This is a genomic window from Stenotrophomonas sp. GW821-FHT09E08 (assembly GCF_059416125.1).
In genome coordinates this window covers 142495-169053 of the sequence record NZ_JBWKOO010000001.1, presented here as the reverse complement: position 1 = coordinate 169053, position 26559 = coordinate 142495, and the positions used below count along the sequence as shown (strand labels likewise).

At 67.2% G+C, this 26559-nt stretch carries 20 protein-coding genes; 12 read left to right on the top strand and 8 right to left on the bottom strand.

What is annotated here, in order from left to right; all coding sequences use genetic code 11:
- Positions 1-70: 70 nt before the first annotated feature.
- From AC07M7_RS00825 to AC07M7_RS00810, 4 genes are read right to left on the bottom strand one after another with little or no spacing between them, the layout of a single operon-like run.
- A complete protein-coding gene (locus tag AC07M7_RS00825; RefSeq protein ID WP_295381695.1) occupies positions 71-1108 on the bottom strand; it encodes a Csu type fimbrial protein in 1038 nt (345 codons plus the stop codon).
- On the bottom strand, positions 1105-3483 hold the full coding sequence (locus AC07M7_RS00820; protein ID WP_136638657.1) for a fimbria/pilus outer membrane usher protein: 2379 nt from the start codon (positions 3481-3483) through the stop codon (positions 1105-1107). Before AC07M7_RS00820 ends, AC07M7_RS00825 begins: the two co-directional genes overlap by 4 nt.
- 7 nt (positions 3484-3490) lie before the next feature.
- The gene (locus tag AC07M7_RS00815) at positions 3491-4240 is read right to left on the bottom strand and encodes a fimbrial biogenesis chaperone (RefSeq protein WP_495206542.1); all 750 of its coding nucleotides are present in this window, start codon (positions 4238-4240) and stop codon (positions 3491-3493) included.
- On the bottom strand, positions 4240-4770 hold the full coding sequence (locus tag AC07M7_RS00810) for a Csu type fimbrial protein (RefSeq protein WP_046983131.1): 531 nt from the start codon (positions 4768-4770) through the stop codon (positions 4240-4242). Before AC07M7_RS00810 ends, AC07M7_RS00815 begins: the two co-directional genes overlap by 1 nt.
- A 230-nt stretch (positions 4771-5000) precedes the next feature.
- Here AC07M7_RS00810 and map point away from each other — a divergent pair, with 230 nt between their 5' ends.
- From map to dapE, 6 genes are read left to right on the top strand one after another with little or no spacing between them, the layout of a single operon-like run.
- The gene (map, locus tag AC07M7_RS00805; protein WP_032969368.1) at positions 5001-5786 is read left to right on the top strand and encodes a type I methionyl aminopeptidase; all 786 of its coding nucleotides are present in this window, start codon (positions 5001-5003) and stop codon (positions 5784-5786) included.
- A gap of 20 nt (positions 5787-5806) precedes the next feature.
- Entirely contained in the window at positions 5807-8416 is a 2610-nt protein-coding gene (locus AC07M7_RS00800) for a [protein-PII] uridylyltransferase (RefSeq protein WP_482997701.1), read from the top strand.
- A complete protein-coding gene (dapD, locus tag AC07M7_RS00795) occupies positions 8416-9480 on the top strand; it encodes a 2,3,4,5-tetrahydropyridine-2,6-dicarboxylate N-succinyltransferase (protein WP_046983128.1) in 1065 nt (354 codons plus the stop codon). Before AC07M7_RS00800 ends, dapD begins: the two co-directional genes overlap by 1 nt.
- Positions 9481-9482: 2 nt before the next feature.
- Complete coding sequence (locus tag AC07M7_RS00790; protein WP_495206541.1) at positions 9483-10349, top strand: hypothetical protein; 867 nt, start codon at positions 9483-9485, stop codon at positions 10347-10349.
- A gap of 31 nt (positions 10350-10380) precedes the next feature.
- Complete coding sequence (locus AC07M7_RS00785) at positions 10381-10752, top strand: arsenate reductase (RefSeq protein WP_136638654.1); 372 nt, start codon at positions 10381-10383, stop codon at positions 10750-10752.
- Entirely contained in the window at positions 10749-11876 is a 1128-nt protein-coding gene (gene dapE, locus AC07M7_RS00780) for a succinyl-diaminopimelate desuccinylase (RefSeq protein WP_495206540.1), read from the top strand. Before AC07M7_RS00785 ends, dapE begins: the two co-directional genes overlap by 4 nt.
- Positions 11877-12017: 141 nt before the next feature.
- On the opposite strand, the gene AC07M7_RS00775 is transcribed toward dapE, so the two are convergent.
- Entirely contained in the window at positions 12018-12896 is an 879-nt protein-coding gene (locus AC07M7_RS00775) for a tetratricopeptide repeat protein (protein ID WP_495206539.1), read from the bottom strand.
- 353 nt (positions 12897-13249) lie between these two features.
- Between AC07M7_RS00775 and asnB the strand changes: the two genes are divergently transcribed.
- Positions 13250-14941, top strand: a complete 1692-nt coding sequence (gene asnB / locus AC07M7_RS00770) for an asparagine synthase B (RefSeq protein ID WP_495206538.1) — start codon at positions 13250-13252, stop codon at positions 14939-14941.
- A gap of 57 nt (positions 14942-14998) precedes the next feature.
- Here asnB and AC07M7_RS00765 read toward each other — a convergent pair whose 3' ends face one another.
- A complete protein-coding gene (locus AC07M7_RS00765) occupies positions 14999-17326 on the bottom strand; it encodes a penicillin acylase family protein (protein WP_495206537.1) in 2328 nt (775 codons plus the stop codon).
- A 124-nt stretch (positions 17327-17450) separates the two neighbouring features.
- On the opposite strand from AC07M7_RS00765, the gene bfr reads away from it, so the two are divergent.
- Positions 17451-17939, top strand: coding sequence for a bacterioferritin (gene bfr / locus AC07M7_RS00760; RefSeq protein WP_004151115.1), 489 nt, complete (start codon positions 17451-17453; stop codon positions 17937-17939).
- Between the two features lie 339 nt (positions 17940-18278).
- Here bfr and parC read toward each other — a convergent pair whose 3' ends face one another.
- A complete protein-coding gene (gene parC / locus AC07M7_RS00755; RefSeq protein ID WP_428709179.1) occupies positions 18279-20522 on the bottom strand; it encodes a DNA topoisomerase IV subunit A in 2244 nt (747 codons plus the stop codon).
- 60 nt (positions 20523-20582) lie between these two features.
- On the bottom strand, positions 20583-21464 hold the full coding sequence (locus AC07M7_RS00750) for a helix-turn-helix domain-containing protein (RefSeq protein WP_049456750.1): 882 nt from the start codon (positions 21462-21464) through the stop codon (positions 20583-20585).
- A gap of 172 nt (positions 21465-21636) precedes the next feature.
- Here AC07M7_RS00750 and emrR point away from each other — a divergent pair, with 172 nt between their 5' ends.
- Genes emrR through emrB form a run of 4 tightly spaced genes read left to right on the top strand, consistent with a single transcriptional unit; the run spans position 21637 to position 26360 of the window.
- Entirely contained in the window at positions 21637-22080 is a 444-nt protein-coding gene (emrR, locus tag AC07M7_RS00745) for a multidrug efflux system transcriptional regulator EmrR (RefSeq protein WP_025877626.1), read from the top strand.
- Positions 22077-23573 (top strand): multidrug efflux transporter outer membrane subunit EmrC, encoded by a 1497-nt coding sequence (gene emrC, locus AC07M7_RS00740; RefSeq protein ID WP_495206536.1) that lies wholly within the window; start codon positions 22077-22079, stop codon positions 23571-23573. The genes emrR and emrC overlap by 4 nt, the downstream gene beginning before the upstream one ends.
- Positions 23574-23584: 11 nt before the next feature.
- Positions 23585-24763, top strand: coding sequence for a multidrug efflux MFS transporter periplasmic adaptor subunit EmrA (gene emrA, locus AC07M7_RS00735; RefSeq protein ID WP_046983118.1), 1179 nt, complete (start codon positions 23585-23587; stop codon positions 24761-24763).
- A 7-nt stretch (positions 24764-24770) separates the two neighbouring features.
- Complete coding sequence (emrB, locus tag AC07M7_RS00730) at positions 24771-26360, top strand: multidrug efflux MFS transporter permease subunit EmrB (RefSeq protein ID WP_253077632.1); 1590 nt, start codon at positions 24771-24773, stop codon at positions 26358-26360.
- Positions 26361-26559: the final 199 nt, after the last annotated feature.

Below are 26559 nucleotides of genomic sequence, written 5' to 3'. Positions count from 1 at the left end.
CGCATCCACGCATGGCGTGGATCTACCGAAACCTGCCCCGGTGTGTGCCGACCGTTGGTCGGCACACAGGTCAGTAAGTGATCGTCACCTGCACCAGGTCATTGTAGGTACCGGCAGGGGGCTGGCCGGTCACCGGTGGTACCCGGCCGTAGATGGTCAGCTGCTGCGCACTTCCGGTGCCGGTTCCGCTGGCGGTATCAACGGTCAGCGTATTGCCCCAGCGCTGGGTCCGTGCCGAGTCCCGGTACAACTCGTAATTGAGGAAGTAGGTACCGGTGCCGATGGTGGTGGCCATGCGCCGGGTGGTAGTGGCAGCGGGGTTGTTCTGGCCGTTGTTGAGGCCGACCTGGAAGGCGGTGTTCTTCAGGCAGGTCAGCGTCAGTGTGGCAGTCTGGTCGATGTTGGCCGGAATGCCGCCGGTGACATTGCCGAAGTTCATGTTGGTGGTGACGTAGCTGCCGCATTGCGGCAGCACGTTGGCGGTGGCGGTGAAGCTGAAGGCGGCGCTGGCGCTGTTGGTACCGGTGGCGCCGCCGTTGCAGGTGGCGGGCACGGTGGCGGTGCCGAGCAGCACTTCATTCCAGGCCCAGGTCAGCACCACGTTGGCACCATTGAACGAGCTGCTGTACGCGCCGGAAGCCAGAACCTGGTTGGCGGGGATCTGCGCGAACAATTGCGTGGTCTGCGCGCCGCTGCCGCCTGTCAGCAGCGGTACGTTGTAGGACATGGCCAGTTCCTGTGCCGGTGGCGTGCCGTGTGGGAGCAGGCCGGTGACCTGGCCGAAGCTGGCGTTGTTGTACAACTGGAAATTCATGGTGTCGCCACTGCCGGTGGCCATCGTCCGTGATGTAGTGGCACTACCGCCGCCACTGCCGGCACCGATGCCCACGCAGACGCGCACACCGGTAGTGGCCAGCAGGCTGAGGGCGGCGGTGGTGCAGGTGACCGTGATGTTCAACGTGGCTGTAGTGGGGCCGGGGGCATTGCTGTTGATGTTGCCGAACGGCAGGGTGGGGTTGGCGACGGCCGTACAGGCCGCGGTGGCGCCCGCCGGTGCGCTCGCCAGCAGGCCAGCCAACAGCAACAGGCCGAGCAGCAGCACCCTCACGGCGCCACCTCCGGGATGCACTGCAGCGGTGCCGGCTTCGGCCGCGCGCCGGCTGCCACCACCTTGGGCAGATCTGGCACCTTCACGCGGCACTGTCCGCGGCTGGTGGTGATGTACAGCACGCTGCCGGCGGCGACGTCTTCCAGATACAGCAGGCCGTCATAGCCCACCGTCGTCTGGCGGCCATCGGGCAGTTGTACTTCGCTGCCCACTTCCAGTGGCTGTCCGTCCATCGCCAGCAGGGTCAGGCTCAGAGAGGGCCGCGAGCGCAGCTGGAAGGTCACGCGCGCACCTGCGCGCTGGCGCGGCGTCACCCAGTCCTCGATGCGGTCGGCACGCATGTCTTCGGGCAGGTCCAGAGTGTCGATCGAGACCCGGTTGCGCTGCCAGGACAGCAGCGGGCTGACCAGCAACAGGCCACGATCATCGGTGACGCCGATCAGGCGGTTCTCCAGCCGCACCGGCACGCCGCCGACGCCGTTGGTGCTGATCACCGCGAACGCGTCCGAGACCTCGCGGGTGGCGAACGCGTGCCCGCCCATCCAGACCAGGCTGCCACTGGCGCTGCCGTAGGCATAGTTGAGCCCGCCCTGGCGCGAGGCGCCGAACGAATAGCGGCCGATGTCATTGAGAATGCCGACCTCGGCCAGGCCACCATTGCCGTCTTCGCCATGGCGTACCTGTGCACGCCAGCCGACACCGCCAGCGCTGCCGTCGCCGGGCACCGGCTGGGTCACGTCGGCCACCCAGCTCTGGCTGTCGCCGTTGCGCTGGCTGGACAGGCTGGCCTGGCGGTTGTTGCCCAGGCTGGCGGTCACCGACAGATAGATGCTGCGGTCGTCGCTCTGGTCCAGGTTCTGGTTCACCGACAGGTAGGCTGACCAGCGCTGGCTCCAGGTGCGCGACCAGAACAGGCTGGCGTAGCGGTTGTCCTCGCCATCCGGGTAGCGCAGGCGCAGGTAGCTGGCGCTGAGCGTACCCAGCCGCAGCAGATCCATGCCGACCGTGGCCTGCTCGCTGATGCTGGGCGGCAGGTTGCCCTGTAATGCGCCCAGGTCGCGGTAGTCGCCGTGGCTGCGCACGCTGCGCAGGTTGAAGTTGACGCGCCGGTTGTTCCAGCTGTAACCCAGCGCCCACTGCCCGCCCTGCAGGCCGTGGTAATCGCTGTGCGCGTAGGCCGCGTTGAACACGCCGGCACCGCCGAGCAGCCACCAGCCGCCGACGCCGGCCTGGGTCAGGCCGCCGCCGCCTTCGGCATGGGCCTCGCCGGTGAACGAGTCGCTGATGCCGCCGCGCCAGCTGGCGTTGGCCACAGTGCGATCATCGTAGGCGAAGGAGCGCTGGCCGAAGTCCTCGCGCAGGCGGCCGACGCCGACCGACCAGTCCGACAGGCCCTTGGCCAGCAGTTGCTGGGTACCGTAGAAACTGAAGTCCAGCGTCTGCATGCGGCCGAACGCATCGGTGACCACCACCTGCGCGCTGCCGGTGCCACTGATGCCCGGCTGCGCGGCCAGCTGGAACGGGCCAACCGGCACCTGGCCGCTGTACTGACGCAGGCCATCAACGTACAGCTCGACCGTGGACGGCACCACCGCCTGGCCGAGGAAGCTGGGCGTGGGGGTCAGGACGCGATAGGGCTGCAGCCCGTAGTTGCGGCCGATCTGCAGGCCACCCAGGCGCACCGGTCGGGTCCAATCTACGAAGCCGCTGTAGAAATCGCCGACCTCCAGTGTCATCGCCTTGTCGGGGAAATCCAGGCGCCAGCGTGTATCCAGGCGCACGCTTTCGCCGCGCCAGCGACGGTCGCCGGGCTGCTGGTAGCGACGGCTGATCGCGGTGTTCTCGAAGGTGCCGTCGCCGACGCCGAACAGGCGCAGCTCCGAGCTCAGGCTGAGGTTGCCGAGCGTGTCCACCCGGCTGCCGTAGATGTCGTAGTTGAGCAGCACGCCGGGCGAGGCGCTGCCGGCGGGCGCACGCGTCTGCGGGCGGCTGAGCACGGTGGTCGGCAGGGTCAGCTGGTCCAGCGGTACGTCCAGCGCCAGGGTCTGCAGGTGGGCGTCATAGCGCACCACCGCGCCGCTGATCTGGTCCAGGTAGACCGGTGCATCGCCACTGGCATTGAAGCCGAGCTGGCGCAGAACCTCGGGGCTGGCCTGCAGGCGGCCGCGGTTCTCGATGAAGGGAAGCAGCCCGCGCGGCGTGCTGTTGAGCGACACGTCCAGGTACAGCGTCTGGCTGGCGGTCAGCGGGGTGGGGGGCGGCAGGATCGCATCGGCGGAGATGCCTGATACGTCGGCGGCCCCGGTGGCCGTTACGCCGGACACATCGGCGGCTTCGGTCGCCGCAGGAGCCAGGGCAGCAAGCAGCGCGCCCATCAACGCCTCAGCGAGCCGATGGGGGCGACAGCGGCGTCTGTTCCGACTCGCCATTGAGCTTGGCCGTGATCTGGTCGTTGTCGCGGTCGATCGCCATGCGCTCGATCGGCCAGCGCATCACCTGGCCGGGGAGTACATAGCCCAGCAGGCCAGGGTGCACGATGCGCGGGCGCTTGAGGCTGCCGAGTGCGAGATCGGCAATCTGTGCGTAGCTGTTGCCCGAATTGGTTACCTCGACGCCGTTGCGGCCATCGTCCAGCGTTACCAGGCGCGCCTGCAGTTGGGGGGCGAGTTTGCCGGACGCGGGTTGTACGAACACCGGGATCGAGTAGCGCAGGACGAACTGCATGCCCTCGGCACGGGTGGCCAGGTCCGGCACCTCGTCCACGATCAGGCGGAAATACTGTTGCACCGAGGGGGGCTCCCGGGTCGGGCGCATCACCCGCACCAGCTGCTGCTGGCCGGCGGCCAGCTCCTGCATCGGCGGGGAGGCCATCAGTTCATCGGTGGGCAGCAGTTGCTCCTGGCCGCCCTGCTGCACCCAGCGGAAGACGCGTACCTGCAGCTTCACCGGCGAGGTACCGCTGTTGGTCAGCCACAGTTCGCCGGCACGCTGGCGGGCTTCCAGCTGCAGGCTGGTGGGGGCGACCTGCAGGCTGGTGGCACCTGCCATGGAGGTCGCCAGCAGGCACAGGGCGAGCAACGCCACGCCGGTGGCGCGCCACGGGCGGGGTCCGGCCATGCGGGCGTGCTCCATCAATAGGTGATCGTGGCGGTGACCGTATCCAGGTAGTTACCGGTGGCCGGGTTGTTGGTGCTCAGGTTGAGGATCTGGCCGTAGACGATGTAAGGCACGGCCAGGCCAGTGCCGATGCCGGCCTGCGTGTTGGTGCCGGAGGTGGAACCCCAGACCAGGGTGTGCGCGGCATCCTGGTACAGCTGGTAGCCCACGAAGTTGTTGGCGGTCACCGCGGCGTTGGTGTTCTTCATCCGGCGGGTGGTGACGTCATTGGCGGTGCTGGCGTTGGCACCCGCATTCAGTGAAATCGTGTACGGGGTCAGGGCCGAGCACTGTGCGGTCACCGTACCCTGGCCAAGGGTGGGAGTAGCGGTGGTCGAGGCGGCGGTGCCGAAGTCGACGTTGGTGGCGGCCGCCGCCGTGATGGTGCAGGCCTTGGTGACCACCAGGGTGACATTGAAAGTGGTGGTGTCGGCGGCCAGGGCCGGGCTGGACAGCAGGACCCCGGCCAAGGCCCAGGCAAGCGGCGAACGAAGCGGGAATCGCATGGACAACCTCCCTGACCCGAAGGTCCGTTGAACAAGGCGAAGGCGGCATGTTCGGCGCCGCTTTGACGACAGTGGCCCCAGCTTAGGTGCCGTAAGTGTCTGTAATCCGTGATAAATAGGCAGGCGAAAGGGCGGACTCCATCACGCTTTCACTTTCCTTGCCGGAACCGTGCATGGCCCGGATCGCCAGTTGGGTGGCGTTCGTTCAGATTGCGGCCGGATCGGCGATAATGGGCGCCATGAGCGTGAATCTGAAAACCCCGCAGGAAATCGAGATGATGCGTGTCGCCGGCCGCTTGGCCAGCGAAGTGCTCGACATCGTCACCCCCCACGTCAAGCCCGGTGTCACCACCGAGGAACTGGACCGCATCTGCCACGACCACATCGTGAACGTGCAGGGCACCATTCCGGCCAACGTCGGCTACCGCGGCTTCCCGAAGACCGTGTGCACCTCGGTCAACAACGTCATCTGCCACGGCATTCCCAGTGAAGGGAAGGTCCTGAAGGATGGCGACATCATCAATATCGACGTCACCGTCATCAAGGATGGCTGGCACGGCGACACCAGCCGCATGTTCTTCGTCGGCACCCCCTCGGTGATGGCGCGGCGCTTGGTGGAAGCCACCTACGAAGCCATGTGGCGCGGCATCCGCGCGGTGCGTCCGGGCGCTACGCTGGGCGACATCGGCCATGCCATCCAGAGCTACGCCGAAGGCGAGCGTTTCAGCGTGGTGCGCGAGTACTGCGGCCACGGCATCGGCAAGGTCTACCACGACGAACCGCAGGTGGTGCACTACGGCCGTCCCGGCCAGGGCCTGGTGCTGCAGCCGGGCATGACCTTCACCATCGAGCCGATGATCAATGAGGGCACCCGCTACAACAAGGTGCTGCCGGATGGCTGGACCGTGGTGACCAAGGACCGCAAGCTGTCGGCGCAGTGGGAGCACATGATCGCGGTCACCGAAACCGGCGTCGACGTGCTGACCCTGTCGCCGGGCGAGTCGCAGGTCTCCTGAGGATGTTGCCGGCGAGTTCGCTGCTGGACACGCCGGCCGCGTCGCTCAATGACACGGACTGGGCTGCTGCCGCGCGCCAGGCGCTGCAGCAGGCCGACGCGCGCCTGTACCGCCGATTCGACCAGGGCGACAACATCGAGCGACTGCTGGCGCTGCGCGCGCGCGCTGCCGACCACCTGATCCGCCTTGCCTGGCAGCGATGCCTGCCCACCGACAGCGGCCTGTCGCTGTTCGCGGTGGGCGGCTACGGGCGTGGGGAACTGTTCCCGTGTTCGGACATCGACCTGCTGGTGTTCGGAGAGCCGGCGGCGCAGTTGGCCCAGGAGGCCGCGCTGGCGCGCCTGTTCGCGCTGTTGTGGGATTGCGGGCTGGCGGTCAGCCACGCCGTGCGCTCGGCCGCGCAGTGCCGTGAGGCCGCTGCCGACCAGACGGTGATGACCGCACTGATCGAGGCGCGGCCGATCCTCGCCGAGGATGCGACCCGTCGCGCGTTGCGCGAGGCCATCGACGACCGTGAGCTGTGGCCGGCGCGTGCGTTCTTCCTGGCCAAGCTGGAAGAACTGCGCAACCGCCACCAGCGTTTCGGCGACACCGCCGACAATTTGGAACCCGACCTGAAAGATGGTCCCGGCGGACTGCGCGACCTCAACACGCTGGGATGGATGGCGCTGCGTGCGTTCGGTGTGCGCGATCTGGAAGCGCTGGTCGGGCTGGGTCACCTGGGGGCCGACGAAGCGGCTGCACTGAAGCGCGAGCGCGCGGTGCTGGCACGCCTGCGATTTGGCCTGCACCTGGTGGCACGCCGCCCGGAAGAGCGCCTGCGCTTCGATTACCAGAAGACCCTGGCCGCGCGCCTGGGCTTCGAAGACGACGCCGAGAACCTCGGTGTCGAGAAGATGATGCAGGGGTTCTACCGGGCCGCACTGGTGGTGCGCCGGATCAGCGACCGCCTGCTGCAGCGCTTCGAGGAGCAGTTCGATGGCGAGGCACAGCCGGAACCGCTGACCGTTGGTTTTTCCCTGCGTCGTGGCTATCTGGCCGCCAACGAGGCCGAATGGCCGCGTGGCGACATCGGCCAGGTATTCGCGCTGTTCGCCGGCTGGGCCAACAACCCGCAGGTGCGGGGCCTGCATTCATTGACAGCACGCGCGTTGGCCGAATCGTTGCCGCAGCTGCCGGCCTACGACCAGGCCGATACCGATGCACGCGAACATTTCCTGGCGCTGCTGCGCGGCCAGCGCCCGGTCGATACGCTCTCGCGCATGGCGCGGCTGGGCGTGCTCGGGCAGTGGATTCCCGCCTTCGCCCAGGTCAGCGGGCGCATGCAGTTCGACCTGTTCCATGTCTATACCGTCGATCAGCACACGCTGATGGTCCTGCGCAACATCGGCCTGTTCGCCAGCAGCCGTGCCGACGAGCGCTTCTCGATCGCGCATGAAGTGTGGCCGCGCCTGCGCAAGCCGGAGCTGCTGTTGCTGGCCGGCCTGTTCCATGACATCGCCAAGGGCCGTGGTGGTGATCACTCGGAACTGGGGGCGGTCGACGCGCGTGCGTTCTGCCAGGCGCACGGGCTGAGTGCTTCCGATACCGAGCTGGTCGCGTGGCTGGTCGAACAGCACCTGCGCATGTCGATGACCGCGCAGAAGCAGGACATCGCCGATCCGGTGGTGATCCATCGCTTTGCGACCCTGGTCGGCAGCCGCGACCGTCTGGACTATCTGTACCTGCTGACCTGCGCCGACATCGCCGGCACCAGCCCGAAGCTGTGGAACGCATGGAAGGACCGGTTGCTGGCCGACCTCTACTTCGCCACACGGCGTGCGCTGCGCGAGGGCCTGGAGCATCCGGTACCGGCCGCCGAGCGCGTGGCCGAAGCACGTGACAGCGTGCGTGCACTGGTGCGCGAGCAGGGTTACGACGACGCCACCATCGATCGCCAGTTCGCGGTGATGCCCGACGAAGGCTTCATCCGCCTGCGCCCGGAGCAGCTGGCCTGGCAGGCCGCTGCCCTGGTGCCGGTGAAGCAGGGGCAGGCGCTGGTGAAGGTGCGCCGGATCAGCGTCGACGATCCCGCACTGGAAGTGTTCGTGCACTCGCCTGACCGCGACGGCCTGTTCGCCGCGATCGTCATGACGCTGGACCGCAAGGGCTACGGCATCCATCGCGCACGCGTGCTGGATGGCCCGGCCGATACCATTTTCGATACGTTTGAAGTGAGCCCGGCCGATACCTTCGCCGATGGCAGCAGCGCCAATCTGGAGGCCGCCCTGCGTGAAGCGCTCAGCGGCGACCTGACCCGCCTGCGGCCGTCACGCCGCGTGGTGCCACGGCAGCTGCGCCACTTCCGTTTTGCGCCGCGCATCGAGTTCCGCGATGAGCCCGGCGCGACCCGTTTTGCCCTGGTTGCCCCCGACCGTCCCGGCCTGCTGGCCGACGTGGCGTTCGTGCTGCGCAACCAGGGCCTGCGCGTGCAGGACGCGCGCATTGCCACCTTTGGCGAACGCGCCGAAGATACCTTCGTGATCAGTGACGAACACGACCTCCCCCTGACTGAACCCGCCCGGCAGCAGCTGCATGACGCAATGCTGGCCTGCCTGGACCCTGATCGAAACGCCGGAGACCCCGCCTGATGGCCACCAAGCCCGCCAAGAAGACCGCCGCGACCACCAAGAGCGCAGCGGCCCGGAAAACTGCTGCCGCCACGCCGGCCGCGAAGAAGGCCGCTGCGCCGAAGAAGGCCGCTGCAGTGAAGGCCCCGGTGAAAAAGGCTGCAGCAGCGAAGAAGGCTCCGGCCAAGAGCGCTGAAACCACGCGCGCCGAGACCATCGCCCGCAAGTCGCTGCGCAAGCCGGCCGCGCCGGGCGTGGAAGAGCTGAAGTTCGGCATCGAGAGCGCGTTCGAACGCCGTGCCACGCTGACCCTGCACGAACTGGAAGGTTCGACCAAGCCGCTGGTCAACCGCGTGATCGACGGCCTGGAGAGCGGCGAATTCCGCGTTGCCGAGCCGGATGGCCACGGCGGCTGGAAGGTCAACGAGTGGCTGAAGAAGGCCGTGCTGCTGTACTTCCGTGTCAACGACATGGCGGTGGTTGACGCCCGTCCGGCACCGTTCTGGGACAAGGTCGAATCGCGTTTCGCCGGCTACGACGAAGCCAAATTCCGCCGTGGCGGCGTGCGCGTGGTGCCGGGCGCGATCGCCCGTCGCGGCACGTACTTCGGCAAGGACGTGGTGCTGATGCCGAGCTTCACCAACATCGGCGCCTACGTCGGCGAAGGCACCATGGTCGACACCTGGGCCACCGTCGGTTCCTGTGCGCAGATCGGCCAGCACTGCCACCTGTCCGGCGGCGCCGGTATCGGCGGTGTGCTGGAACCGCTGCAGGCCAGCCCGACCATCATCGAGGACCACTGCTTCATCGGTGCGCGTTCGGAAGTGGTGGAAGGCGTGGTGGTCGGCCACCACAGCGTGATCGGCATGGGCGTGTTCCTCAGCCAGAGCACCCGCATCTACAACCGTGCCACCGGCGAGATCAGCTACGGCTACATCCCGCCGTACAGCGTGGTGGTGTCCGGCTCGCTGCCGAGCAAGGATGGTACCCATTCGCTGTACTGCGCGGTGATCGTCAAGCAGGTCGATGCCAAGACCCGCAGCAAGACCAGCGTCAACGACCTGCTGCGCGGCCTGGCCGACTGACGGTGACTGCGCCGGAGGATCTGGCGCAGTCCGCGATCTACCTGCATCCGTCCGACACCCTGTTCGGGCGGATGCTGCCGCGCCTGCTGCACGCCCTGCACTGGACCCGTCTGCGCCGCAGGCTGTCGCGGCGCTGGCCGATGCCGGCCCTGGTCAGCGATGTGCGCGACGTGGTCTACGTGAGCTGGTGGGTCGATGTGCGCCACGCACCGACGCCACCGCCGGGCCATCATTACGTGGTCCATGGCGGCCGTACGCCTTACACCATCCTCAGCTACCGGCACGGGCACTTCGGGCCGGCGCTGGCTGGGCCGCTGCGTTCTCTGCTGCCGTCTCCCAGGCAGAGCAACTGGCGCTGGTATCTGCGCCGCGACGACGATCCGGACGGAACGCCGGTGGTGCTGTTCGATCGCAATGTGATGGATCAGCTGGCCTTCGTAGCCGGCGCACGCGCCTTCAGCGATGCCATGCAGCCGCATCTGCCGGCACGCTTCGCGCACGTGCTGGACGCCGAAGGCGGCGGTTGCACGCGGATCGAGGGCGGGCAGGGCAGTGCACCGGATTTGCGCCTGCAGTGGCGGGCTGCAGCCGCCTGGGAGGATGCAGCGTGGTCGGCGGCTTTCGGTGGTCACCACGCCATGCTGAGCTTCCTGGCCTGCCAGGACGAGGCCATTGCCCGTACCTGTGACCAGCGCTGGGCCGGCACGCGCATCGCGTTGCCGGTGGACGTCGACAGCCTGCTGCCCCTGCGCCTGCTCGGCCAGTTGCATTGCCCTCGTCTGCAGGCGATGGGCGTGAGCCTGGCCGAGGGGCTGGCCTTCCTGCTGCCACGGGTGCCGTTCCGGGTCGTGTCCGAGCGCCTGTTGTGAGATTCTGGCCCTCTGTTTTCCAGCATCACAGATGGCCATGAGCACCACTGTCTACGGTTTGAAGAACTGCGATACCTGCAAGAAGGCGACCAAGTGGCTGGACCGCTTCGGCGTGCCGTACACCTTCGTCGACTACCGCGACAACACGCCCAGCCCGGAAACGCTGCTGGCGTGGGCGGCGCAGCTGGGCGGCCTGGGCGCGATGGTCAACAAGTCGTCCACCACCTGGCGGCAGTTGCCGGACAACCGCAAGTCCGCCGATTCCGAGGCCGAGTGGAAGCTGTTGCTGCGCGAGTACCCCCAGCTGATCAAGCGCCCGGTGGTGGTCACCACCGATGGCAAGGTCACCCAGGGCTTCAGTGACAACGGCTTCAAGGCGCGCTTCAGCGTAGGCGACGCATGAGCGCGGTGCTCGACCTGACCTGCGAGCTGATCTCGCGGCCTTCGGTGACGCCGGACGATGCCGGCTGCCAGGCATTGCTGGCGGCGCGGCTGAAGCAGGCCGGGTTCCATTGCGACCACCTGCGCCTGGGCGAGGTCGACAACCTGTGGGCGACCCACGGCCAGGGTGCGCCGGTACTGGTGCTGCTGGGCCACACCGACGTGGTACCGCCTGGCCCGCGTGAGGCCTGGGCCAGCGATCCGTTCACGCCGCAGATCCGTGATGGTGTGCTGTACGGCCGTGGCACCGCCGACATGAAGGGCAGTGTGGCTGCATTCGTGGTCGCCGCCGAGCAGTTCGTCGCCGCGCATCCCGATCATCCCGGCACGCTGGCAGTACTGCTGACCAGTGACGAGGAGGGCGATGCGATCGACGGCGTGCGCCACGTGGCGCGGCTGTTCGCCGAACGCGGCCAGCGCATCGACTGGTGCATTACCGGAGAGCCATCGTCTACCTCGACGCTGGGTGACCTGCTGCGCGTAGGCCGTCGTGGCAGCCTGTCTGCCAAGCTGCGCGTGCAGGGCGTGCAGGGGCATGTGGCGTACCCGGAAAAAGCGCGCAATCCGATCCATCAGGCGGCACCGGCACTGTCCGAACTGAGCGCACGGCGCTGGGACGACGGTTATGAGAGCTTCCCGCCGACCAGCCTGCAGATATCCAACGTCCACGCGGGTACCGGTGCCAACAACGTGATTCCCGGCGAGCTGGAGGTGGATTTCAACATCCGCTACAACCCGCACTGGGATGCGCCGAAGCTGGAGGCGGAGATCATTGCACTGCTTGACCGGCATGGCCTGCAGTACACGCTCAAGTGGCGTCGCAGCGGTGAGCCGTTCTACACCCCGGAAGGCACGCTGCGTGCGACTGCGCGCGCGGTACTGGCCGAGCACATCGGCCGTGCCCCGGAAGAAAGCACCGGCGGCGGCACCTCGGATGCACGTTTCATCGCGCCGCTGGGCGCGCAGTGCATCGAAGTGGGACCGGTCAACGCCAGCATCCACCAGGTGGACGAGAACGTGCGCGTTGACGATCTGGAAGCACTGCCGGGGCTGTACCAGCGGCTGGTGGAACGGTTGCTGGTGTGAGCCCTGTGGTGGGGATGCCCCGATCCTGCCGAGGGGGGGGCGACCGTTGGTCGGCACGCCTCCCGCCGGGGCCGCTTCCCAGTAGGGCCGAGCCATGCTCGGCTGTTTATTCCACCAGAAGCGGCCGAGCATGGCTTGGCTCTACTCTGAAAAAATGAAGAACGGCGGCTCGATCGCTTTCTTCCAGTAGCTGGGCGCGGCCATGTAGAAGCGCTGCGCCTCGGCGCGCGCGAACCAGCGCGCGGCAGCATCGGTGTCCTTCTCCACGCCCGGCGCACTGCGGCCCAGCAGCAGCCCGGCGAAGTACTGGCCGAACACATTGCCCCGCTCACCTGCGCGCTGGTATAGCTGCAGTGCAAGCGCTGGATCGCGTGGCAGGCCGACGCCTTTTTCCAGCAGCGCGCCCAGATCGACCTGTGCATCGGCGTCGCCTGCAGCGGCACGGCGTTGGATCCTCGCCACCAGCGGATGCACGGTATCGCCTGTGGCCGCTACTGCACCGGGCAGTCCCGATGACGACGACGCATAGCGCTGGTAGACCATCGCGCGAAGGTCCCAGCGCAGCGCTCGCTGGGCATCGCCGCGCTCGCGATAGGCCTTGGCCAGGTCAAAGAACGCATACGGATTGCCGTGGTTGGCGGCGGCCATAGACCAGCGTTCGCCACGTCGCCAGGACGCGCGCAGCACCGGTGCCGGGTTGATGTGGGGGCTGTCGGCATGCTGCAGCGTGCCGGAGATCCAGATCCGGCCCAGTGCTTCTTCCGCCTTGGTGTTGTGGAAGGTCCAGGGTGTGATCGCTGCGGCACGCTCGTAGTAGGTGACGGCGCGCAGATCGTTGAAGCGCTCGAAGGTCCGCGCGGTTTCCCAGGCGCCGTCGAAGCTGCCGTCGGTTCCGCGTTGCTCCAGTACCTGTTGCTGGTCCAGCTGCAGTGTGGAAGGTGGGGGCAGGCTCTGGCAGGCGGCCAGGCCCAGGCAGAGCAGGGCGGCCAGCGCCCCGGTGCATCCATTGCGGTGTTGCATTCCTGTTACACGGTTCAGGGTGGGCCATTATGCGCTGGCTGGCGCGCTGGCGGTCCTTCCGCGTGGTTGCCGACGCAACTGTTGCGCGGCGCCGAAAACCGGGGTAGGGTCGATGCCATGTCGATCCGCCTGGCCACCGCCGTCAATAACAACAACCGCAATAATCTGCGCGCGAATAATCGTGCGCGGCCGATGCGGGACTGCGCCCTGGGTAGATAGACAGCAACACACGCCCGGACACCAGAAAACCCGCATCAGCCGATGCGGGTTTTTTTGTGCCCGGGCGCAGTCCCCCCGGGCCTGGTTGCCGGTCGAACACCTTCCCCGTGAAATCCCACAACAGGAGCTCTGCCATGTGTTCGATCTTCGGAATCTTCGGCCTGCAGGCCGGTGACGATCTTCCCGCCCTGCGCCGCCACGCGCTGGAGCTGTCGCAACGCCAGCGTCACCGCGGTCCGGACTGGAGCGGCGTGTACCTCGATGAAGGCGCGCTGCTGGTTCACGAACGGCTGGCCATCGTCGATCCGGCCGGTGGCTCGCAGCCGTTGTTGTCGTCCGATGGGCAGCTGGCGCTGGCGGTCAACGGCGAGATCTACAACCACCAGCAGCTGAAGGCCACGCTGACCACCGCCTACGACTTCCAGACCGGTTCGGACTGTGAGGTGATCAACGCGCTGTACCGTCAGGGCGGTACGCCAGCACAGTGGCTGGAACAGCTCAATGGCATCTTCGCCTTCGCCCTGTGGGATCGCGAGGCCGGACGGGTGCTGGTGGCACGTGACCCGGTGGGCGTGGTGCCGCTGTACTGGGGCCACGATGCACAGGGCCGGCTGCGCGTGGCCTCGGAAATGAAGGCACTGGTCGATACCTGTGCCGACGTCGCGCAGTTCCCGCCGGGCCATTACTTCGACAGCGCCAGCGGTGAGCTGGTGCGCTACTACCAGCAACCGTGGCGCGACTATGCCGACGTGCAGGGCCGCCAGGCCGACCTGGCCGAACTGCGCCAGGCGTTCGAGCATGCGGTGGAACGCCAGCTGATGAGCGACGTTCCGTACGGCGTGCTGTTGTCCGGTGGCCTGGACTCGTCGCTGGTGGCGGCGGTGGCCGCACGCTACGCGCGTCGCCGCATCGAGGATGGTGGACAGACCGAAGCCTGGTGGCCACGCTTGCATTCGTTTGCGATCGGCCTGAAGGGCTCGCCCGATCTGGCGGCTGCGGCGATCGCTGCCGAGGCACTCGGCACCGTGCACCACGGCTTCGAATACACCTTCGAGGAAGGCCTCGATGCGCTGCCGGAAGTGATCCGCCACATCGAGACCTACGACGTCACCACCATCCGTGCATCGACGCCGATGTTCCTGCTGGCACGGCGGATCAAGGCGATGGGCGTGAAGATGGTGCTCTCCGGCGAAGGCAGCGACGAGATCTTCGGCGGCTACCTGTACTTCCACAAGGCGCCGGATGCGCGCGAATTCCACCAGGAACTGGTGCGCAAGCTCGATGCCCTGCACAACTACGATTGCCTGCGCGCCAACAAGTCGATGATGGCCTGGGGCGTGGAGCCGCGCGTGCCGTTCCTGGACCGCGAGTTCCTCGACGTGGCGATGCGATTCGATGCCGCGCACAAGATGGTCGGCGCCGGTTTTGGTGGTCGCCGCATCGAGAAGGCGGTGCTGCGCGAAGCCTTCCAGGGCTACCTGCCGGACAGCATCCTGTGGCGGCAGAAGGAGCAGTTCAGCGACGGCGTCGGCTATGGCTGGATCGACGGGCTGAAAGCGCATGCCGAAGCGCAGGTGAGCGACCGCGTGCTGTCGGCGGCCGACAAGCGCTTCCCGCACAACCCGCCGCAGACCAAGGAGGCGTACTACTACCGCCACCTGTTCGAACAGTTCTTCCCCAGCCGCGCGGCGGCCGAGACCGTGCCGGGCGGCAAGTCGATTGCCTGTTCGTCGCCGGCGGCGATTGCGTGGGATGCCAGCTTCGCGGCAGCAGCCGATCCTTCCGGCCGCGCGATTGCCGGCGTGCATGAGCAGGCGCTGGCCTGACGCTGCAATGATGGGGTCAGATCCCTTTTCTTTGGAAAAGGGGTCTGACCCTGGTCGTCAACGCGCAGGGACCAGCGTCATCACGTGCTGCGCCTTGCCTGGCAGGAACGGGGTCGGTCGGCCATGCACCCAGTCTTCGTGGCCAGCCGCCCAGTACGGCGACAGCGGATGGCCGCTCTGGCCGCCGGGCATGTGCACGATGCCGTCGGCCTCGTGGCCGGGCGAAACCACCATGCGTTCGGAGGCACCGAAGTTCGGCGTCTGCACGCGTGGCATGTCGCGGTCACCGGGCAGGGGATCGGTGGGCATGCACAGCCAGCGTTTGGCGATGTCCGGCAATGCACGCGCGATGGGATGGCAGATCGACGCAGTATTGCGTTCGCCCCAGCTGCGCTTGGCCAGAGGGCCCTGCCTGGACAGCTCGCTCTCGGTACGGCGGGCGGCATCGATCAGCAGCGCGTCCCAGCTGTCGAAGGCGGGAGGCAGCAGATTGGCCGGGCGCTGCTGCAGCATCGGCCAGGCCACACCTTCCAGTTGTGCCAGGCGCGGGTCCAGATAGTCATCGCCCAGCTGCGCGTTGGCCGGTGCCAGCAGTGCATCGGACAGGGTATCCATCACCTGCGTGCGGAACTCGCGCACCACCCGGTAGCTCACCGAGCTGGTCGAGGCCCGGCCGCCCCATTGGTGACTGACGGACTTCAACCGCTTCAGCGCAGGATCGTCACTGTGTTCGATGACGTCATGCAGCAACGCCCACCAGCGCTGCAGGAACACCGCGCGGTCATCAAGCTGGATCGCCAGCAGGTCGTGCTCGTCGAAGCGCTCCTGGATTGCCAGCAGGTCGCGGATCTGTCGCCCACGCGCGCCGAGGTCGTAGCCACCGTTGCCGACGATGGTCAGTGCCTCGCCATCCAGCACGCGGCCATTGGCGGTCCAGAGGCGATGGTTGGTGGGATCGATCAGTGCAGGTGAGGCATCGCTGCGGATCGGCCACGGCGCGCAGTCCTGGTTGTTGGCAGCATTGAAGCCGGCCGGCGCACAGCCGGGGCCGCGGTCCGGACGGGCACCGATCAGGCGCCAGGCAATGCGCCCGCGGCGGTCCCCGACCACCAGGTTCTGTGCGGGGATACCGGCGTGGTCGGCGAATCGCAGCGCGCTGTCGAGGTCACCGGCGCGGGCCAGATCACCGAAGTCCAGGCGCACCGCGCCGGGCAGGTGCGCGACCCAGCGCAGGGCATCGCCGCTGCCATCGGCATGGGTGTGCAGGATCGGACCCCAGTCGGTTTCGCGCACCGGGAACAGCACGTCGGCCTGGCCGGCCACCGCAATGCGTTCGTCGTGCACGGTCACAGCGGCGCTGGCCGGTTCAGTCCGGTAGTCGGCAGTATCGATGTAGCTGTTGGTGAAGCCCCAAGCGACGTGTCCATTGCTGCCGACGATCACCGCCGGCAGGCCAGGCAGCGAGAAGCCAGTGACGTCGACCTGGCCGCCTGCAGCCTGCGGGTCGGGGTAACGCAGGCGCACCCGGAACCACAGGCCAGGCGCGCGCAGGCCCAGGTGCATGTCGTCAGCCACGATCGCGCGGCCGTCGGCGGTGAGCGCGCCGGCCACCGCGAAGTTGTTGCTGCCGATGACGTCCGCCTCCTCCTGCTCGGTGCCCGGCTTTCCCTTCAATGTGCGCAGATCGAGCTGGCTTGCATCGGGCAGGGCCGCGTTGCCGGTGGCTTCGCCAAACAGCGGTGCATCCCATTCGGTGCCGTCGTGGGCGATCAGCGCGTACAGCGCCGGCGGCACCACCGCGCGGATGCGGCTCAGGGCAAGCTCGGTCTGGTTGCCTGGGTCCTGCAGGTCGGCGTACATGGCCAGTCCGGCCAGCACGCTGTCGCTGGCCTGCCACGGGTGCGGTGACTGCCGCAGCAGCAGGTAGGCCCACGGCCGCACGGAGAGATCAGCCAGGCCTTCATTGACGCCGTCCACATAGGCACGCACGGCCGCGCCGTTGTCGCCCAGCGAGGTATCCAGATGCGCCTCGGTGCGGGCGCGCAGGCGATGCACGCGCATGCGCTTGTCGGCGTCGATGGCTTTCGGCCCGAACAGCGCCGACAGCTCGCCGGCGGCACTGCGGCGCATCAGGTCCATCTCGAAATAGCGCTCCTGCGCATGCACGTGGCCGAGTGCTCGCATCGCGTCGGCCTGGCTGCCGGCAGTGATGGTGACCACGCCCAGCGCATCGCGTTCGACGGTGACCGGCCTGGCCAGCCCAGGCAGTGCATGTTCGCCATCGAGGTCGGCCAGACTGCCGCGCAGCAGCAGCCACAGGCCCAGTACGGTAACCAGCACGATGGCGATCAGCACGCCCAGCACCCAACGCCATGTACGTCGCATCGCACGTCCTTTCCGAACTCGTGGGCCGATTGTAGCCGCAGGCGCAACTGCGACTGATTCCGATTAGATCACCGTATTTTGAAATGCGGCACCCTATGTCACATCGATTCACAGGAGCCCCCCCATGAAAGGCAACCCGGACGTCATCGCCTGCCTGAAGGAACTGCTGCGCGGCGAACTCGCTGCCCGCGACCAGTACTTCATCCATTCCCGCCGCTACGAGGACCAGGGCCTGTTCGCGCTGTACGAACGCCTGAACCACGAGATGGAAGAGGAAACCCAGCACGCCGACGCGCTGCTGCGCCGGATCCTGTTCCTCGGAGGCGACCCTGACATGCGCCCGCATGCCACCGAGCCGGGCAAGACCGTGGAGGAGATGCTGCAGAAGGATCTGGATACTGAATACGCGGTTCGGAACAATCTCGCCGCCGGCATGAAGCTGTGCGAGGAGAAGGGTGACTACGTGAGCCGCGACATGCTGCTGGCGCAGCTGAAGGACACCGAGGAAGACCATGCCTGGTGGCTGGAACAGCAGTTGGGCCTGATCAAGCGCATCGGCCTGGAGCTGTACCAGCTGAGCAAGATCGACGGCAACGGCGCCCCGGCGCACTGAGCCGGCGCCTCGCGCCGACCCGGTAGGGCCGACTGTTAGTCGGCCGCTTTTGCAGGGCAGCCGACCAGCGGTCGGGTCTACCAGAAGCACAGCGTTCTGTCGCCCGCCAGCACCGGAGCACCGCCAGCCAGCCTTCGCCCGCCAGCTGCTCCACCGCCCGCCAGCCGACAACGAAAAAGCCGGGGAATGCCCCGGCTTTTTCGTGTCCGGGGTCGGATCCGTTTTCAACGAAAACGGCTCTGACCCCATTGGGATGGAAAACGCCAACCGGGGTTGGCGTCTACCGGGGTAAGGTGTGTCAACCAAGGTTGACACCCACCAGGAGCAGGGCCCCAGCCCTTACTCCACCGACAGCCCTTCCACCTTCTGCCAGCCGCGCGGCAGCAGGTGGCCGCGGGTGGCGCGGGCGCCGAGGTAGGCGTCGAGCTCGTTGAACTTCAGGCCCATCGTGCGCTGCCCACTGCGCACCTGAAGGGTCTGGCCCGGGCTGATCGCCACGATGGCGACCACGCGTTCGGTGGCGAGCTTGGCCTTCGGGATCTCGATGATCTTGTTGCCCTTGCCCTTGTCCAGTTCCGGCAGGTCGTTGGCGGCGATTGCCAGCAGGTTGCCGGAACTGGTCACCGCCACGATGCGGTCGGTGGCGACGTTGGCCACCACCGACGGGGTCAGCACGGTCGAACCGGCTGACAGGTTCAGCATCGCCTTGCCGGCCTTGTTGCGGCCGATCAGGTTCTCGAAGCGGGTGACGAAGCCGTAGCCGTGGGTGGAGGCCAGCACGAAGCGGGTGTCCGGCTCGGCGCTGGCCAGGGTCACGAAGCTGGTGCCCGCGGCCGGCGAGAAGCGTCCGGTGAGCGGTTCGCCGTTGCCACGCGCGGAGGGCAGGGTGTGTACCGGCGTCGAGTAGGCGCGACCCTCGCTGTCGAGGAACGCGACCTGCTGGGTGCTGCGTGCACGCACCGCGCCCTGCAGGGCGTCACCATCGCGGTAGGACAGGGCGGACGCATCGACGTCGTGGCCCTTGGCGGCACGGATCCAGCCCTTCTCCGACAGCACGACGGTCATCGGCTCGCTCGGCACCAGTTCGGTCTCGTCGATGGCCTGCGCGGCCTGGCGCTGGACCAGCGGCGAACGGCGTGCGTCGCCGAACTTCCTGGCATCGGCGGTCAGTTCGTCGCGGATCAGCTTCTTCAGCTTGGTCTTGCTGTCGAGGATGCCGAGGATCTTCTCGCGCTCCTTGGCCAGCTCGTCCTGCTCGCCACGGATCTTCATCTCTTCCAGGCGCGCCAGCTGCTTCAGCTTGGTTTCCAGGATGTACTCGGCCTGGTCGTCGGACAGGCCGAAGCGCGCGATCAGCGCCGCCTTCGGTTCGTCCTCGGTCCGGATGATGTGGATCACCTCGTCCAGGTTGAGGAATGCGACCAGCAGGCCTTCCAACAGGTGCAGGCGGCGCTCGACCTTCTGCAGGCGGTGCTGCAGGCGGCGGGTGACGGTGCTGCTGCGGAACGCCAGCCATTCGCTGAGCAGCATCTTCAGGTTCTTCACCTGCGGACGGCCGTCCAGCCCGATCACGTTGAGATTGACGCGGTAGCTGCGCTCCATGTCCGTGGTGGCGAACAGGTGGCCCATCAGCTGCTCGGCGTCGACACGGTTGGAGCGCGGCACCAGCACCACGCGCACCGGGTTGGCGTGGTCGGACTCATCGCGGATGTCTTCCAGCCACGGCAGCTTCTTGGCGCGCATCTGCGCGGCGATCTGCTCGATTACCTTCGACGGCGACACCTGGAACGGCAGCGCGGTGACCACGATGTTGTTGGCTTCCTTGGTGAAGGTCGCACGCGCACGCACGCTGCCGTTGCCGGTCTCGTAGATGTTCCGCAGGTCATTGGCCGCGGTGATGATCTCGGCGCTGGACGGGTAGTCCGGGCCCTGCACGTGCTCGCACAGGTCGCGCACGCTGGCCTCGGGGTTGTCCAGCAGGTGCAGCAGTGCGCTGACGATCTCATTGAGATTGTGCGGCGGCACGTCGGTGGCCATGCCCACGGCAATGCCGGTGGTGCCGTTCAGCAGCAGATGCGGCAGGCGCGCCGGCATCCAGGTCGGTTCCTGCAGGGTGCCGTCGAAGTTCGGCGCCCAGTCGGTGGTGCCCTGGCCCAGTTCGCCCAGCAGTACTTCGGCGATCGGGGTCAGCTTGGATTCGGTGTAACGCATCGCCGCGAACGACTTCGGGTCATCGCTGGAACCGAAGTTGCCCTGGCCCTCGATCAGCGGGTAGCGGTACGAGAACGGCTGCGCCATCAGCACCAGCGCCTCGTAGCACGCGCTGTCGCCGTGCGGATGGTACTTACCGATGACGTCACCGACGGTGCGCGCGGACTTCTTCGGCTTGGACGCGGCATTCAGGCCCAGCTCGCTCATCGAATAGATGATGCGGCGCTGTACCGGCTTCAGGCCGTCGCCGATGAACGGCAGGGCACGGTCCAGGACCACGTACATCGAGTAGTCGAGGTAGGCGCGTTCTGCGTACTCGCGCAGCGGCAGTTGTTCGAATCCGTGGAACACGGGGCGGGCAAGATCGGTCATGCGGCGTTGTTACCTATTGTCGGGAGGCGGCGACGGCGGTCGCCGCTCGCAATCCTGTGATTATCCGGATGCGGCCGGGGATGCCAAGCCGCGCGCAGGGTCCAGCCCGGTTTCCAGGCCATGCCCGGCCCGCGCCAGGTAGCGCCCGGGCGGCAAACCGAAGTGGCGGCGGAACACGGTGACGAAGGCGCTGGCGCTGCTGAAGCCCAGCGCGTGGGCGATATCGGCCACGCTGCGGCCGTCGGTCAGCTGGCGCAGCGCCTCGGACAGGCGGGCCTGCTGCCGCCACTGGGCGAAGCTGAGCGTGGTCTCGTCGCGGAAGTGGCGGGTCAGGCTGCGCGGCGACAGACCCGCCCAGTGCGCCCATTCGGCCAGGCTGCGCTCGTCGGACGGGTCGGCCAGCAGCTGCGAGGCGATCTTCAGCAGGCGCCGGTCGTGCGGCATCGGCAGGTGCATGCGCTGGCGCGGTGCGGTGCGGATCTCGTCCAGCAGTACATCGATGATGTGCTGGCGCTCAGGGGTGGTGGCGTAGCCCAGCGGCCATTCGCAGATACGGTCGGCCAGCGCCTGCGCCAGCTTGGACAGGCCCAGCACGCAGGGGTCGGAGGGCAGGGTGGCGCAGGCGGGCGCGGCCAGCGCCATGCCCCAGCCACGCAATGGCCCGTCGAGGGTGACCGTATGCGGCTCCAGCGGCGGCATCCAGCCGGCCGAACCCGGCGCCAGCGACCACGTGCCGTGCGAGGTTCGGGTGGTCAACAGGCCGCGCTCGACACAGATCAGCTGTGCGCGCTGGTGGTGATGCCAGTCCACTTCACGGACCAGGCCCTGCGGGCTGTCGAAGCGGAAAGCGACAACCGGAGGGCCGTCATTGCGCTCGAACCAGTCCAGTGCGTCATCACGCAGCAGGCGCTTGGGAGGGGGGATTTCTGCCTTGTTCATCATATCCGCTGGCTGAAATGTGTCATCCATTGGCTGAATTGTACTACCGGGCCAGCTGAGCGGGCCATTAAGGTGAGCGCCTTCACTGATCCAGCCCACTGCTGCAACACAGCATTCGATGCCAGATCAAATATTTCCATTGAGAAATATTTTTTTTGGAAGAGAATGCTCCCCCATGATCTGTCCTGCAACCACTCCCCCCAGCTTCGGCCTGCTGCTGCGCCAGGTGCGCGATGGCCTGGTCCGCCAACTCGACGCCTCCATGGCTGAAGAAGACCTCGGCATCGGCTTCACCCACTACATCGGGTTGAAGGTGCTTTCGAACATGGCGCCGTGCACGGCCAATGAACTGGCCCAGGCCATCGACCAGGTGCCCAGTGCGGTGACCCGTCTGCTGGACAAGCTGGAGGCACTGGGCTGCGTACGCCGCGAGCCGCATGCCCAGGACCGGCGTGCGCTGCAGATCGTGCTGACCGATGAAGGCCGCGCGCTGTGGGCGCGGCTGAAGCTGCGTGGCGACGCGGTGATGGATTACGCCCTGCGTGACCTGTCCGCCGACGAACGCACGCAGCTGCTGTCCCTCCTCACCCGAATCCGCGATTCCCTGACGACCCCATGAACCCGATCCCGCATTCCACTCTCCGCCGGTCCGGGCGCGCGCTGCTGGTATCAGCGCTGGCCCTGGCCTTGGCCGCCTGCGCCAGCAGCCGCGGCCTCAACCCGCAGGGCCACGTGCTCGATGTGGACAGCCTGCACAGCGAACGCACCCTGGCCGACACCGATCTGAGCGCCACCGGCTTCCCGGCGCAGGACTGGTGGAAGGCACTGGGCGATGCGCAGCTGGACGCGCTGGTCGCCGAGGGGCTGGCCGGCCACCCGAGCCTGGACGCTGCCGATGCGCGCCTGCGCCAGGCGCAGTCGCAGGTCGGTACCGCGCGTGCCGATCGCCTGCCCAGCCTGTCGGTGTCCGGTGGTTACACCGGTCTGCGCCTGCCCGAGTCGATGGCCGGCAGCGAGATGGGCGGCCATTACGCTGGCAGCAGCCAGGTCGCGTTTGATTTCAGCTATGGCGTGGACCTGTGGGGCGGCAAGCGCGCCGCTTGGGAAGCCGCCGTGGATGGCGCGCATGCCGCCACTGTTGAAGCCCAGGCCGCGCGCCTGAACCTGTCCACCGGCATCACCCAGGCCTATGCCGACCTGGCCTACGCGTGGCAGCTCAACGACGTGGCCGAGGAAGAGCTGACCCGCTCGCAGAAGTCGCTGCAGTTGACCCGCCAGCGCCGCAGTGCCGGCATCGACAGCGATCTGCAGGTGCGCCAGGCCGAGGCCCGCGTGCCGGCCGCGCAGCAGCAGGTGCTGGCCGCACAGCAGCGCATCGACGCCGCCCGCACCGCGCTGGCCGCCCTGGTCGGCAAGGGCCCGGACCGTGGCCTGTCGATCCAGCGTCCGCAGGCGTTGAATCCGATGGTGCTCCAGCTGCCGGGCGTGCTGCCCAGCGAGCTGCTCGGCCGTCGTCCGGACATCGTTGCCGCGCGCTGGCGGGTGGAAGCGGCCGACAAGCAGATCAAGGTCGCCAGGACCAAGTTCTACCCGAGCTTCAACCTGACCGCACTGGCTGGCGTCGTCGCACCGAACGTGGGCGATCTGCTGAAGAGCAGCTCCACCTTCGCCTACATCGGCCCGGCGTTGAGCCTGCCGATCTTCGAAGGCGGCAAGCTGCGCGCCAACCTGGCCAACACCGATGCGCAGTACGACCTGGCGGTTGCCAACTACAACCAGACCGTGCTCGATGCACTGCGCGACGTGGCCGACCAGGTCAACGCGGTGCGCTCACTGGCGCAGCAGTCGAACGCGCAACAGCAGGCGGTGGACACCGCGCGTTCGGCCTTCGACCTGGCCCAGCAGCGCTATCGCGCTGGCATCGGCAGCTACCTGGACGTGCTGACCGCGCAGTCCACCCTGCTGCAGTCGCAGCAGCAGCTGGCCGGCCTGCAGTCGCAGCAGGTGCAGACCTCCGTGCGCCTGAGCAAGGCGCTGGGCGGTGGTTTCCAGCCCAGTGATGCCGATCGCGCCGCGCCGCTCGCCTCCCATTCCGATTCCTCGCATTCCTGAAGATCCCTGCCATGAGCCAGACCCAAGACACCGCGGCCCCGGCCGCCCCCAACCGCCGCGGCAACCTGCTGCGCGGCCTGTTCGTGATCGTCGTGCTGCTGCTTGCCGCACTGGCGTTGTGGTACTTCATGTTCGGCCGTTGGTTCGAAGAAACCGACGACGCTTACGTGCAGGGCAACCAGGTGCAGATCACCCCGCTGGTGGCCGGTACCGTGGTCGCCATCAACGCTGATGACGGCATGCGCGTGGAGCGCGGCCAGCTGCTGGTGCAGCTGGATCCGTCCGACACCGCAGTAGCGCTGCAGCAGGCCGAAGCCAACCTCGCCAAGACCGTGCGCCAGACCCGTGGCCTGTACCGCAGCGTGGAAGGTGCGCAGGCGGACTTGAACGCCCGCCAGGTCACCCTGAAGCGCGTGCGCGACGACTTCGCCCGCCGCAAGGACCTGGCCACCACCGGTGCCATCTCCAACGAAGAACTGGCGCACGCCCGTGACGAGCTGGCCGCTGCCGAAGCGGCCGTGGCCGGTTCGCGCGAGACCGTCGAGCGCAACCGTGCGCTGGTCGACGACACCGTGATCGCCACCCAGCCGGATGTGCAGGCTGCCGCCGCGCAGCTGCGCCAGGCCTTCCTCAACAACGCCCGCGCTGGCATCGTCGCGCCGGTCACCGGCTACGTCGCCCGTCGTTCGGTGCAGGTCGGCCAGCGCGTGCAGCCGGGCAATGCCCTGATGGCGGTGGTGCCGACCGAGCAGATGTGGGTCGAGGCCAACTTCAAGGAAACCCAGCTGCGCCACATGCGCCTGGGCCAGGAAGTGGAGCTGAAGTCGGACCTGTATGCCGGCGACGTGAAGTACAAGGGCCGCATCGACAGCCTGGGCCTGGGTACCGGTTCGGCGTTCTCGCTGCTGCCGGCGCAGAACGCCAGCGGCAACTGGATCAAGATCGTGCAGCGCGTGCCGGTGCGCATCGCCATCGATGCCAAGCAGCTGGCCGAGCACCCGCTGCGCATCGGCCTGTCGATGAAGGCCGAAGTGAGCCTGCGCGACCAGAAGGGTGAAGTGCTGCCGAGCACCCCGGCCAAGGGCACGGTGTTCGACACCGACGTGTATGCCAAGCAGCTGCATGATGCCGACGAGGTGATCCACACGATCATCCAGGGCAACCTGCCGCAGCAGGCGAAGGTGGGCTGAGGTCGCCATGTCCGCACAAGCTCCAGCCGCGCCCGGTGCTTCGGGCGCCCCGGCGGCGTCGGGTGCGGCCTCCGGGTTCCTGCCGCCCAGCGTCGCCCTGTGCACCGTGGGCCTGGCGATGGCGTCGTTCATGCAGGTGCTCGACACCACCATCGCCAACGTCTCGCTGCCCACCATCGCCGGTAATCTCGGTGCCAGTTCGCAGCAGGCGACGTGGGTCATCACCTCGTTCGCGGTCAGCACGGCCATCGCGCTGCCCCTGACCGGCTGGCTCAGCCGCCGCTTCGGCGAACGCAAGCTGTTCGTCTGGGCCACGCTGGCGTTCGTCATCACTTCGCTGCTGTGCGGCCTGGCGCAGAGCATGGGCATGCTGGTGCTGTCGCGCGCGCTGCAGGGCTTCGTGGCCGGCCCGATGTACCCGATCACGCAGTCGCTACTGGTCTCGATCTATCCCCGCGAAAAACGCGGACAGGCGCTGGCGCTGCTGGCGATGATCACGGTGGTGGCGCCGATCTGCGGCCCGATCCTCGGTGGTTGGATCACCGACAACTACAGCTGGGAATGGATCTTCCTGATCAACGTGCCGCTGGGCATCTTTGCCGCGCTGGTGGTAGGCAACCAGTTGAAGGGGCGCCCGGAGCAGATCGAGAAGCCGAAGATGGACTACGTCGGCCTGGTCACGCTGGTGATCGGCGTCGGTGCGCTGCAGCTGGTACTCGACCTGGGCAATGACGAGGACTGGTTCTCGTCGATGAAGATCGTAGTGCTGGCGTGTGTGGCAGTGGTCACGCTGACGGTGTTCCTGATCTGGGAACTGACCGACAAGGATCCGATCGTCGACCTGAAGCTGTTCCGGCATCGCAACTTCCGCGCCGGTACGCTGGCGATGGTAGTGGCTTACGCGGCGTTCTTCAGCGTGGCCCTGCTGATTCCGCAGTGGCTGCAGCGTGACATGGGCTACACCGCGATCTGGGCGGGCCTGGCGACGGCGCCGATCGGCATCCTGCCGGTGATCATGACCCCGTTCGTGGGCAAGTACGCCTCGCGCTTCGACATGCGCATGCTGGCAACCATCGCCTTCGTGTTCCTGTCGATGACCAGCTTCCTGCGCTCTGGCTTCAACCTGCAGGTGGACTTCCAGCACGTGGCCGGCGTGCAGTTGATCATGGGTATCGGCGTGGCCTTGTTCTTCATGCCGGTGTTGCAGATCCTGCTGTCGGACCTGGATGGCCGCGAGATCGCGGCGGGCTCCGGCCTGGCCACGTTCCTGCGTACGCTGGGCGGCAGCTTCGCGGCATCGTTGACGACGTGGCTGTGGGCGCGCCGTACCCAGGTGCACCATGCGGACCTGACCGAGCACATCTCGGCCTACCAGCCGGGCATGCAGGACCAGGTAGCGGCGATGGGGCAGGGCGACCTGCAGCATGGCGCGGCGGTACTGAACAACATGATCAACCACCAGGCCTCGCAGATGGGCTTCAACGACATCTTCTTCCTGCTGGGCTGGATCTTCCTGGCGATCATCACCTTCCTGTGGCTGGCCAAGCCGCCGTTCGGTGCCGGTGCGGGGGCGGCCTCGGCGGGCGGCGGGCACTGATCGATCATTGTTGATGAAAAACAAAAAACCCGCCGGAAGGCGGGGTTTTTGTTTGCGCGTTGCTGTCTACGCCAGGCCATGTCTGCCAGGTGGCGTACCGAAGGACATCCAGGCCAAGCGCATTGGTGCGAGTCTAGCGCGTGCGATATACGCGCTTGAAAACCACGCGATCGCGGAACAGCTGGGCCAGCGCCCACAT